This window comes from Novosphingobium sp. FW305-C-111 (assembly GCF_058783565.1).
Genome location: NZ_JBYSYP010000007.1, coordinates 58,000 through 69,453, shown reverse-complemented (window position 1 = coordinate 69,453; position 11,454 = coordinate 58,000). Strand labels below are relative to the sequence as shown.

Below are 11,454 nucleotides of genomic sequence, written 5' to 3'. Positions count from 1 at the left end.
CATCTTTAGCCATCAAGCGCGGTCCGGGTTGGCGAGCGTAGGCTACAACCAATCCGCAAACGCACGTCTCAAGCGCGGCGGAACCCGGTTCTCGCTCGGCACAACGCTTCAGGTGCACGTTCCGGCGCACCCTTTGGAAACTTAAACCTAAGTCATAATTGCATTTTTCATCCTAGATAAGTCCAGTCCGGAGTGTAATCACGATGTCTCTCCGAGACCCGCTTGGAAGCCGTCGCTTCGCCCGGCACCAGCACCTGGCTCGCCCCGGAGATCGCCGCAGTTCTCTGTACAGGGTGGTTGAGGGCTGGGCGTGCCGATACCGCACGCTGCGCGACGGACGACGGCAGATCATCGCGCTCTATCTTCCGGGTGAAATCTGCGAGCCGGAATGGCTGATCGCGCCGGATGCATCCTATCCAGTGGTTGCCCTGACCCCGATCTGTGCGGCGGAGGTAGAGCTCGCTCCTATCTGCACGCCGCGCGCCGAAGCGATCACGGAGGAAGTGCTGAGCGCCCTGCACGAGGGATGCAACCGCCAGTCGCGCATGCTTGTGGGACTTGGCCGGCTGAGCGCGATGGAGCGCATCTGCCTGGTCCTTTCAGACCTGTTCGCGCGCCTGCGCGGCACGCTTCCGGAACATCCGACCAGCGCCACAATTCCCCTCACTCAGCAGGACCTGGCCGATCTCGTCGGCCTCACCCCGATCCACGTCAACCGGACGCTCAAGGCGTTGAAAGCCGAAACGCTGCTCGACTGGCAAGGGCGGACGATCATGGTGCCAGACGTCGCGGCGTTGCGCGCGTGCGGGCAACTCGACAGCGACTAGTGCGCTCCCATCCCGCCCGTTTCCCGCACCTGCGGCCTCGGACAAAGCCAGACGAGACCGATCGAGAAAAGTATCACCGCCGCCGAGAACCAGTAAACCTCGTGTGATCCGATCGTCATCGCCTGGACATCGACCAACCTCTCTATCACCGAACGCGCCTGCCCATCGCCGAGGCCTTGCGCGTGCAGCGCTGCGATCGTCGCGTCGGCACCGTTGAGCGTTCCGACCATGTCGGCGCGGGCCATCCGCGTCGCATCGTCCCATGCTGAGGTGGCCAGCGCCGTGCCGACCGCACCACTCATTGTCCGCACGAAGCTGAGCAGTCCTGCCGCGCCGGGAATATCCCGCATCGGCACGGCGCTCAGGGCCAGGGTCATCGAACCGATGAAGAAAAAGGGCATGCCGAGCCCTTGCAGCAATTGCGGTATCGCGAACTGTGCAAAGGTGGTGTCGCTGGTCCATCCGGTCCGCAGCGTTGCCGTGAACGCCAGCCAGAGCATGCCGCCAGTGACGATGATACGCATGTCGACCGTCTGGATCAGTCGTCCCGCGATCGGTGCCACCATGACCGCCAGCACGCCGACCAGCGCCATCAGGTGGCCGGCATCGCTCGAGGTATAGCCAAGCGCGGACTGCAACCACAACGGCACCAGGACGATCATCGAGAACATCCCGCCGTACCCGCAGGCCACGAGGACGAGGCCGACCCAGAATGTACGGTGCCGAATGACCCTCAGATCGACGACGGGGTGGTCGCTGGTCAGCTCCCAGATGACGAAGGCGACGAGCGCGACGGCGGAAATGATCGCCATCGCGACGATCATCGAGGATCCGAACCAGTCGTGCTCCCGCCCAAGATCGAGCACGAGCTGGAACCCGCCCACGAACAGGACCAGCAGCACCAGGCCGACGGTGTCGATCGGCGCGCGCACGGTTGGCAACTCGTAACGCGCGACAAGGCGATGGACGAGGAACAGGCTGAGCGCGACGACCGGGACGTTGATGTAGAAGATCCACGGCCACGACCAGTTGTCGGAAATCCACCCGCCGACGATCGGGCCGATGATCGGCGCGAAAATCGCCGTCACTCCCCAGATCGCGTTGGCCGAACCCATCTTCTCCGGCGGGAAGATCCGCATGAGGAATGTCTGTGTCATGGGCATCAGGGGGCCGCCGCACAGGCCCTGACAGATCCGCAGCAGGACGAGCAGCTCGATCGAGCGCGCCAGGCCGCAAAGGACGGAGAACAGCGCAAACCCGCCTAGTGACATCATCAGAAGGCGATGCGGACCGAAGCGGTTCGACAGCCAACCGGAGAGCGGCACCGTGATCGCCTCGGCCACGGCATAGGACGTGATCGTCCACGTCCCCTGCGACGGCGATACTGCCAGAGAACCGGCGATATGCGGCACCGAGACGTTGGTGACGGTCGTATCGAGGATGACGATGAAGTTGGCCAGCGCCAGCCCGAACGCAGCCAGCCACAGTCGGCGGCCGGTCAGCGGCGTCGCGCCGGTCGAGGTAAGCGGGGCGCTGGCCATCCGGCCTTACTCGCCCCGCGTATCGATGACCGCATTCATCGACAGGCCGACGCGCAGCGGGTGGGCCCTGACCTCCGCCGGATCGAGCGCAACGCGGACCGGAAGGCGCTGGACGACCTTGACCCAGTTGCCGGTCGCGTTCTGTGCCGGGATCAGCGCGAAGGCCGCACCGGTCCCGCCGGAGAACCCGACAACCTTGCCGTGGAACACGACCGAACTGCCGTAGAAGTCACTGGTCATCTCGACCGGCTGGCCGATCCGCACCTTGCGCAGCTGGCTTTCCTTGTAGTTGGCGTCGACGAACATTGCGTCGAGCGGAACCAGCGTCATGATGGGCGCGCCCGGTTGAAGCCGCTGGCCGACCTGGACGTTGCGGTTGGTCACCACTCCCGAGATCGGCGCACGGATCACCGTACGTTCGAGAGCGAGCCGAGCCGCTGCCACGCGGGCTTCGGCCGCGACAACATCGGGCGCGGTGGCCTCGCTGTAACCGCTGGTCAGCGCGGCGCTCGACGCTGCTTCGCCGCGCGCGGCCTGCTGCAGCGCCGTCGCTCCGGCGATCGCCGCCTGGGCCTGGGCAAGCGCTGCACGGGCAGATGCGGCGGCGGCGCGGGCCTGGTCGAGTTCCTCGGCCGAGATCGCCCCGCTTCCCGCGAGCGCACTGCGGCGGCGGTAGGCGTCGCTCGCCTTTTCATAGTCCGCCCGCGCGGCATCGAGACGGGCCTGCGCCTGCGAGACCTCCGCTCCCCGCGCCGCGACCGCTGCGCCGGTCGCCGCGGTCCCGCCCTGGGCCTGGCGGAAGCGCTGGCGCGCCTGCGCGAGCATGGCTTCGGCATTGGCGAGTTCGATCCGCGCGTCGGCATCGTCGATCACCACCAGGACGTCACCCTTCCGGACCTGCTGGGTTCCGCGCACCCGCACTTCCTTAACCGCACCGCCGACAAGGGGCGTGACCTGGGCGAGATCCGCGCCGACATAGGCGTTGTCGGTGTGAACCCGGCCAGCCTGGGTGAGAAAATACCAGACACCCCAAACTGCGGCGATGGTGACCAGCGCGATCGCGAAAATGCGAAGAAACTTGCGACGTTTCTCCTTGTTTCCGGACGGAGCGGCCTCTCCTTCGACAGGGAGGTCGGCAGATATCGCTTCGGTCATGGCTGGTTCGGCTCCGTGCCCGTGGCCGGCGCGGCAAAGCCGCCGCCCAGCGCCCGGACGAGGGTGACGTCAAGAATGAAAGCACGCGCCTCGAGCTCTCGCAGGGCTCGGCGCGCTTCTGCTGCGGCATCTTCGGCGGCAAGAACCTGCAGGAGGTTGGCGAGACCTTCCCCCCGGCGCAGGCGAGCAAGCCGCGCGGCATCGTCCGCGGCAGCGGCCCCGGCGCGAGCCGCGGCGAGCCTTGCATCGAGCGCACGCCGGGAGTCGAGGACGTCGGCGATCTGGTGGACCGCGTCGACCAGCGCCTTGTCGTACTGCGCGACGGCCTGGTCATATCCGGCCCCGGCATTCTCGTAGTTGCCGTGAAGCCTGCCGCCGTCGAACAGCGGCAGGCTCAGCGCCGGTCCGAACTGGGCATAGGTACTGTCGCCCTCGACGAGCTTCGACAGGCCGACCGTCTGCAAACCGACCACCGCCGCGAGATTGATGTCCGGATAATAAGCACGGCGGGCAGCCTCGACCCGGCTCGACGCCGCCTCGACCCGCAACCGCGCCGAGACAAGGTCGGGACGCCGTCCGACCAGATCGAGCGCGAGGCTTGCCGGAACGGGGGTCGCGGCGGAGAGGTCGAGCGCCGGATGCGGCAGCGAAGCTGCACGACCCGGCCCGGCTCCGACCAGCGCGGCAATGGCATTGCGCTGTAGTGCGATCTGCTCGTCGAGCGCGGCGAGCCCCTGATCCGCCCCGGCACGGCGTCCGGTGGCAAGCGCGACGTCGGCCTTGTTGTCGAGACCGGCCTGCTGGCGCTGGGCGGTAAGCCGTTCCACCTCGAGCAGCGCATCGCGCGATCGAGCGGCCTCGGCCCGCGAGGCCTCGAGTGCGGCAAGCTGGCCCCATTGCAGCGCGATCGCGCTCGACAGCAGGAGCCGGGCCTGGGCCGCGTCGACCCGCGCCGCAGTCGCCTCGCCCCGGGCCGCTGCCAGCAGGGCCCGGTTCCTGCCCCACAGGTCGAGGTCGAAGCCCAGCATCAGTGAAAGCCTGCCGGTGGACTGCACACCCTTGGGCACGAACTGCTTGGGAAAGCCGAGATTGTAGCTCTGCTTCTGGCCGCCGACGCTGCCTTCGGCGGAAACGTTGGGCGAAAGTGCGCCGCCGGCCTGCTCGACAGCCGCGTCCGCTGCGCGGATCCGCGCCGCGGCCAGCGCGACGTCCGGCGAACTGGCGAGACCTTCGGCGATCAGCGCATCGAGCGCTAGGTCCCCATAGACCTTCCACCAATCGTCCGCCGGGAATTCGGCAGCGGATCCGGCCAGCGCGGCAGCGCCGAGATCACCGGCGGTGCGCATCGCCCCCGGCGCCATCTTGCCGGGAACCGCGCACCCGGCGAGCATCCCGGCCGCGGCCGCTGCGGCGACGAATCCCCGGGTTCGATCAGTGTACGACATGGTACGCCTCTTGAGCCCCGCCGCACCGGCTTGTCAACCGAGATGATACGGCCTAGTACGGTATCTATGACCGCCGTGACCCGAAAGAGACAGGATCAGCGACGCCGCCAGATCGTCGAAACGGCGCGTGCGGAGTTCCTGCGCCACGGTTACGGCGCGACGACGATGTCTGCGATCGCCACTGCACTCGGAGGATCCAAGACGACGCTGTGGAGCTACTTCCGGAACAAGCAGGACCTGTTCGCAGCGGTCATCGACGCGATGGTCGAGCAGTATGGCGAAGCCCTGCGCCTGGAACTTCCGGCCGACGGCGATTCCGCTGCGGTCCTCGAACTCTTTGGCAAGTCCCTGATGCGGACGATCACCAAGCCGCAGATCATCGCCATGCACCGGATGGTCGTCGCCGAGGCGGGGCGTTCCCGGCAGCTTGGCGTGATGCTCTGGGAACGCGGCGCAATGCTCGGCCAACGCCGGCTGGCTGAATGGCTTTCGCTGCAAAGCCAGCATGGACGCCTCTCCATTGCCGACGCGGATGTTGCCGCGCAGCAATTCGTCGCACTGTGCCAGGCGACATCATTCTACCGCCATCTGATGGGGACGATCACGCGCCCGCCGATGGACGTTCTGATGAAGGACGTCGAGGTCGCCGTCGGTGCTTTTCTCAAGATCTACCGGGCCGGCTCATCGCCCCCAGCTACCCTCAAGTAGCCCACGAGTTCCCAAAAAATTCAACTCCGACAAAGTGTTGCTCAAATGCGTCAGTTGCATTTTCTCGTTCATCGACGGGAAACATCCTGACCACGCCGGGTTCTCCGTGCGGTCGCCAAGTCCTTGATGTGGCGGCAGTTCAAGGAGAGATCCCCGATGACGAATACAATTTCCAAGCGGCTTTCACTGGCCGCACTGGCCGGAGCGAGCTCGCTGTTCGCGCTCGCCGCGCCCGCACAGGCGCAGAGCGTCTGCACGACCACAGCCACCGGGATCGACTGTGCGCCCACCGTCGCGACGGTGACCTACAACACCGTCGGAACGACCGTCGGCGGCCAGCTCGAAGGGCTGCGGATCGTCTCGACTGCAGACCAGACGGTGACCGGCTCTGGTACCATCGTCACCCAGGATCCGAGCAGCGCCGTCGTGCTGGCCAGCCTGACCGACCTCAACCTCCTCGCTGGCACGACCGGCGCCCTGAGCGCGACTGCGACAGGCACCGGCAACGCCTTCGTCCTGACCTCGGGCGACGCGCTTAACGCGACCCTCGGCACGGCCACCTCGGCCAGCGGCTTCGGTGTTCTTGCAACCGCCACCAATGACGCGAGCCTCACCACCGGCGCGCTGAGCAGCGGCGGGACAGGGGCGCTCTCGCTGACTTCCCCGGCCGGCGATGCAGCCGTCATCGTCAACGGCAACGTCGATGCGACGGGCGCCAACACCTACGGCGTAACCGTCGCTGCCCCGGCAGGCGACGCGAGCGTCATCATCAACGGTGACGTCACCGCAACCGGCACCGGAGCGGGCGCCTCGGGCGTCGTCTCATCGGGCCTGACCTCGACCGTCCGCGTCGGCAACGTCACCGTTGCAGGCGGCGCCGGCATTGGCGCGGCAATCAGCAGCACCGCCACCGCCGGACTGTCCTCGGTCACCTGCGGCAACGTCAGCACCACGGCTGACGGCGTCGACGGCGTCGTCGCGGTCGGCACCGATGTGGTCGTGCGCTGTGGCAATATCTCGACCACGGGTCTCGATGCCGATGGCCTCACTGCCATCGCCACCAATTCGATCGACGCGCAGGTCGGCAACGTCTCGACCACAGGCGACCTGTCGGACGGTCTCAACCTGACCGCTCCGGGTGCGATCACCGCCAGTTCGGGGACGATCCTCACCACGGGTAACGGAAGCAACGGCGTGGTCGTGACCGGTGGAACCGGCGCGGTGACGCTCGCTACCAACAACATCGCCACCAGCGGTGACGGCTCGCTCGGCGTCCTCGTCACCTCGGCAGGTCCGGTCACGGTCAACAACAGCGGCCGCACGATCATCACCACCGGTGCGGGTTCGCACGGCGTGGTCGTGACCACCGCGGGTCCGGTCGCGCTCAACCTCGGCCGTATCTCGACCACCGGCGCGCTGGCGCAGGGCATCCTCTCGACCAACACCACCGGCTCGCAGACGATCAATGTCGATGGCGTGACGTCTGACTTCGACGCGATCACCGCGATCACGACCGGCACCGGCGCGATCACTATCAACTCGTCAGGCCCGACCGTCAGCACCACCGGCACGGCGATCGTCGCCACCGGAACGACCGGTGCGATCACGGTTACCGAGACCGGCGCAACGGGCCGTCTGGGCGCGGTGCGCGTCGCTGCGGCGGGTGCGGCTCCGGTCGTCGTCAACGTCAACGGCGGTACCACGGCCACCGCCGGCGATGCGATCAACGTCGCCACGCTCGGCACCGCGACGGTCAACATTGGAGCGGGCGTCCCGGTCCAGGGCCAGGGCGCCTTCGACGCGATCGACCTGACCGCCACCGGTGGCAGCACGATCAACAACCGTGGTTCGCTTTTCATCGATGACACCGCCACCGGATACGTTGTCCGGGCGACCGGCGGCGCGGCGACGATCAACAACCAGAGCGGCGCATCGTTCATCGGCCCGGTCCTGCTGACCGCCAACGGTGACACGGTCAACAATGCCGGGAACTTCGGGTTCAACGGGACGAGCGACTTCGGGCTCGGCACCGATGTCCTGAACAACCAGACCGGCGGCAACCTGCTGCTCGATCGCGGCGCGACCGTCCTCGGTCTCGAAACGATCAACAACGCGGGGCTGGCAAACGTTGCCGGGACCACGACGCTGACCGGAACCACGTTCAACAACCTGGCTGGCGGTCTCGTCCAGGCGACCAGCGGCAATGCCACGCTGGCCGGCATCACGGCGTTCAACAACGCCGGGACGATCTCCCTTGCCGACGGCGCGACCAATGACGTGCTGACCCTGCCGGGCAACTACACCGGCACTGGCGGGGCAACGCTGCGGATCGACGCCAACCCCGGCCTCTCGGCCGCGGATCGCCTGGTCATCGGCGGCAATGCCAGCGGCACCACCGTGGTCGACGTGAACTTCGTCGGCAACGGCCCGCTGTTCAATCCGACCGGCGTGCTGGTGGTCGATGCGGGCGGGACCGGCGCGGCGAATGCGTTCGTCATCGCTCCGGGCGACGTCCAGCAGGGGCTGCTCAACTACGGCATCCGCCAGTCGGGCAACGACTACTTCCTCGCCAGCAACCTCGATGGTTCGGCGGCTGAACTCAGCCTCCTCGCCAGCGCGGGGCCGGACATGTGGTACCAGTCGTTCGATGCCTACCATGACGCGATCATGGGCCGTCAGGGCAACAACGCCGGCGAAGGCAAGCTCGGCATCTGGGCGAACCTCTACATGAGCCGCGACAAGTACGGCGACGAGACCGTCACCGGCACCCCGTTCGGCCAGACCGTCACCTACACGCAGCGTGCGGAAAACCACCGTCGCGGCGCGCAGGGCGGGCTCGAGTACCGGGGCAGCATGTTCACGGTCGGCATCACCGGCGGCTATGAGCACAACAAGCCGGAATTCGGCGCGGCCTCCGAACTGCACATCGAAGGCTACAACTACGGCGCCTACGCCCTGTTCGGCATGAGCAACGGTATCTACGGCGGCGTGATGTACAAGCGCGACGACTATGATCTCGAGTACCGCAACAGCGGGCGCGCGTTCGGCTTCACCAGCGATGCCAAGTCCGAAGGCGTCGACGGCGAACTGGGTCTGCGCTTCGGCACCGGGTTCAAGTTCGACCTCAACGCCGGTCTGTCGTACGTGAAGACCGACATCGACGATTACGCCGACTATGGCCTCAACTTCTCCTATGAGGACATGGAAAGCCTGCGCGGCCGCGCCGGCGTGCGGATCATCGCCGAGGACTACGCCGGGCTGTTCGTGGGTGCCAAGGTGTTCCACGAGTTCCGTGACAACGCCTACCTTCTCGTCGCCAACGGCGGGACGGAAGTGGGCCGCGTCGACGGTCCGGGCCGCGGCACCTGGGTGCGGGTGGAAGGCGGCGTCGGCGCCAACGGCGGCAGCGCTCCGCAGCTGACCGTGTGGGGCGACCTGGGCGATACCAAGGGTCTTGGTGCCCGCCTCGGCTTCCACTTCTAAGGCCACGGTTCAGGGCCAAAAGGAAAGGGCGGGACCTCGCGGTCCCGCCCTTTTCGTGTGCCGGAAGCCCAGGGTCAGGCGGCGAGGAGCCCCCGACCTCGCCGCACCAGCCGGCCCGGAAGCGCCCCGGTATGCTCGCCGTCGCGGTAGGTGACGACGCCCGAGACGACGGTCGCGACATAACCGTCGGCCTTCTGCTGCATCCGCTTGCCGCCCGCCGGCAGGTCATAGGCGACGAACGGGACCTTCAGGTCGAGCCGGTCGATGTCGATCACGTTGAGATCGGCCTTGAGCCCTTCCGCGATCCGCCCGCGGTCGTTCATCCGCACCGCCGCCGCCGGGCGCGAGGTCAGTTCGGCAATGGCGTCGGCGAGCGGTATCCGCTCCTCCTCCGCCGCATCCCGGGCCCAGCGCTGGAGGAAATAGGTCGGGAAGCTGCCGTCGCAGATCAGGCCGTAATGCGCCCCGCCGTCAGCCAGTCCCATGAGCGTGTCGGGATGGCCGAGCATCTCGCGCACCGGAACGAGATCGCCCGACACATAGTTGGCCGCGGGCAGGTAGAACACCTGCCGGCCCTCGTTCTCCAGCAAGCGGTCATAGGCATACTCGGGCACGGACAGCCCGGCCGCCTTGGCCAGCTGATCGACCCGCTTCTCCCGCTTCGGCTCGTAGTCCGGCCTGTCGGTCCACTCGTGCGTGCCGCGGAACGCGTCGATCAGGGTCAGGGTGACGGGATTGCTGTCCTGTGGCTGCTCCGCCAGCAGCCTTTCGCGGAACACGGGATCGCGCATTGCGGCCACCCGTTCCGCCAGCGGGCGATCGGCAATGGCGCGGTAGCTCGGGTGCGCGCTGAACGGGTGCAGGCTGAGGTCCAGCCCGAAGAACATGCCGACGGGCCGCGGCGCGACCTGGCCGCGCATCTCCAGCCCGTCCTCGCGCGCCTGCTCGAGCCCGCGCAGCATGGCGCGATAGCCGGGGCCCGGCTGGTTCGGCACATCGAGCAGGGTGAACGAGAGCGGGCGCCTCCCGTGCTCGGCGAGTTCGCGAAGGATCGCGAATTCGTCCGCCGCGTCGCTGTGGGGCGAAGGGATCGCCTGGAACACGCCTGCGTCGGCCCGGGCAAGCCCGTCCATCAGCGCCTTGAGCTCGTCGGTCTCCGAATAGAGGCTCGGCGCGAGTTCCCCGGCGCGGGTGCGGTGCATCATGTTGCGCGAGGTGGTGACCCCGAATGCACCCGCCTCGATCGCCTCGGCAACGATCCCGCGCATCGCTTCGAGGTCTTCGCCCGTCGGCGGCTCGTGCCGGGCGGCGCGCTGGCCCATCACGTAGGTCCGCAGCGCCGAGTGGGGCAGCTGCGCGGCGACGTCGATGTCGAGCTCGCGCTGCTCGAGCGCGTCGAGGTAGTCGGGGAAGCTTTCCCAGTTCCACGGCAGCCCTTCGGTCATCACGACCTCGGGGATATCCTCCACCCCCTCCATCAGCTTGACCAGCATGTCGCGCTGGTGCGGGCGGCACGGCGCGAAGCCTACTCCGCAGTTGCCCATCAGCACGGTGGTGACGCCGTGGCCGGACGAGGGCGCCATGCGGTTTTCCCAGGTCACCTGGCCGTCGTAGTGGGTGTGGATGTCGACGAAGCCGGGGGTCACGATGCGGCCCGCCGCGTCGATCTCCTCTGCGCCCTGCCCGGCCACTTCGCCCACCTTGGCAATGCGCCCTTCCAGCACCGCCACATCCGCGCGGACCGGATCGGCACCTGTCCCGTCGAACACCAGCCCGCCGCGGATCACCAGGTCGTACTGCATCGCGTTCCACTCCACCGGTCTTCGCCCGCGCTATATCTGCGTGGGTCCTTCACGGCAGGCTGCTCGCAAAACTGCCACAATGTCAACCGTTTGGCGCGGATCGACAGGCGTTGGCTAACGAGTTGGTAACCGCAGGTAATGCAAGGAAAATTCATCCGATGCGGAGCAATGTCGCAGCCATGCCCCACCTGTCGCTGAAGATTCCCGCCCGCTACCCCCCGCGCAACCCGCGCCTCGCGGTGTCGATCGAGGCGGCGCTGTACCTTCGGGGCGACGAGGCAGCGACCATGTCCATCCGCAACATTTCTGCGGAAGGCGCGATGGGCTGGTGCGAGGCGGCCGTCGAAACCGGCGAGTGGGTCGGCGTGGAAATCCCCGGCGTCGGCGTCATCCCCGCCAATGTCCGGTGGTGCGAGCGCGGCGAGATCGGGCTGCGCTTCCGCCGGCCGCTGGATCTGGAACGGCTGGCCGGGCCTGATCCTGCTGCCTAGCG

The 11,454-nt window shown here is 67.3% G+C and carries 8 protein-coding genes; 4 read left to right on the top strand and 4 right to left on the bottom strand.

Going from position 1 to position 11,454, the window contains the following annotated elements; genetic code table 11:
- The first annotated feature begins 203 nt into the window (after window positions 1-203).
- Complete coding sequence (locus AC3WLD_RS09930; protein ID WP_492556801.1) at window positions 204-827, top strand: Crp/Fnr family transcriptional regulator; 624 nt, start codon at window positions 204-206, stop codon at window positions 825-827.
- On the opposite strand, the gene AC3WLD_RS09925 is transcribed toward AC3WLD_RS09930, so the two are convergent.
- From AC3WLD_RS09925 to AC3WLD_RS09915, 3 genes are read right to left on the bottom strand one after another with little or no spacing between them, the layout of a single operon-like run.
- Window positions 824-2,368: a DHA2 family efflux MFS transporter permease subunit gene (locus tag AC3WLD_RS09925; protein WP_492556800.1), complete on the bottom strand. Its 1,545-nt coding sequence runs from the start codon at window positions 2,366-2,368 to the stop codon at window positions 824-826. The two genes, AC3WLD_RS09930 and AC3WLD_RS09925, sit on opposite strands and share 4 nt — an antisense overlap.
- Window positions 2,369-2,374: 6 nt before the next feature.
- Entirely contained in the window at window positions 2,375-3,523 is a 1,149-nt protein-coding gene (locus AC3WLD_RS09920; protein WP_492556799.1) for an HlyD family secretion protein, read from the bottom strand.
- Window positions 3,520-4,968, bottom strand: coding sequence for an efflux transporter outer membrane subunit (locus AC3WLD_RS09915; protein WP_492556798.1), 1,449 nt, complete (start codon window positions 4,966-4,968; stop codon window positions 3,520-3,522). Before AC3WLD_RS09915 ends, AC3WLD_RS09920 begins: the two co-directional genes overlap by 4 nt.
- A 66-nt stretch (window positions 4,969-5,034) precedes the next feature.
- Here AC3WLD_RS09915 and AC3WLD_RS09910 point away from each other — a divergent pair, with 66 nt between their 5' ends.
- Complete coding sequence (locus AC3WLD_RS09910; protein ID WP_492556797.1) at window positions 5,035-5,676, top strand: TetR/AcrR family transcriptional regulator; 642 nt, start codon at window positions 5,035-5,037, stop codon at window positions 5,674-5,676.
- A gap of 156 nt (window positions 5,677-5,832) precedes the next feature.
- The gene (locus tag AC3WLD_RS09905; protein WP_492556796.1) at window positions 5,833-9,159 is read left to right on the top strand and encodes an autotransporter outer membrane beta-barrel domain-containing protein; all 3,327 of its coding nucleotides are present in this window, start codon (window positions 5,833-5,835) and stop codon (window positions 9,157-9,159) included.
- A 74-nt stretch (window positions 9,160-9,233) separates the two neighbouring features.
- Here the strand turns inward: AC3WLD_RS09905 and AC3WLD_RS09900 are convergent, their stop codons facing one another.
- Entirely contained in the window at window positions 9,234-10,961 is a 1,728-nt protein-coding gene (locus tag AC3WLD_RS09900; RefSeq protein WP_492556795.1) for an N-acyl-D-amino-acid deacylase family protein, read from the bottom strand.
- Window positions 10,962-11,119: 158 nt separating this feature from the next.
- On the opposite strand from AC3WLD_RS09900, the gene AC3WLD_RS09895 reads away from it, so the two are divergent.
- Window positions 11,120-11,452 carry a PilZ domain-containing protein gene (locus AC3WLD_RS09895; protein ID WP_492556794.1) on the top strand — a complete coding sequence of 111 codons (333 nt, stop codon included), beginning with the start codon at window positions 11,120-11,122 and terminating at the stop codon, window positions 11,450-11,452.
- Window positions 11,453-11,454: the final 2 nt, after the last annotated feature.